Raw genomic sequence first — 315 nt, forward strand, 5'->3', positions numbered from 1 at the left:
GGGGGGGGGCGGGAAAAAAAAAAACGTTTTGCAAAAAAACAGTTATAAAATAAAAAAAAAAAACAAAAAAAAAAAATAAAAAATTATTGTTTATATAAAAAAAAAAAAAAATACAACCCCCACACCACACAAACACCCCAAAACAAAACCCACAACCCCCCCGCAAATAAAAAAACCCAACAAAACCCCCCCCAAAAAAAAAAAAAAAAAAAAATAATAAACAAAAAAAAAAAAAAAACCAAAAAAAAAAAAAAAACAAAAAAAAAACCACCCCCCCCAAAAAAAAAAAAAAAACACCACACCACAACAAAAAAA

Annotated in this window: 1 protein-coding gene; it reads right to left on the reverse strand. The window is 27.0% G+C overall.

Annotated elements, in window-relative coordinates; all coding sequences use genetic code 11:
* Positions 1-90: 90 nt before the first annotated feature.
* A partial coding sequence (locus PUR61_RS45020) for a hypothetical protein (protein WP_329874560.1) occupies positions 91-315 on the reverse strand: 225 nt, incomplete at its 5' end.

It is taken from the genome of Streptomyces sp. BE20 (assembly GCF_036322525.1).
In the GTDB taxonomy this organism is placed as follows: Bacteria; Actinomycetota; Actinomycetes; order Streptomycetales; family Streptomycetaceae; genus Kitasatospora.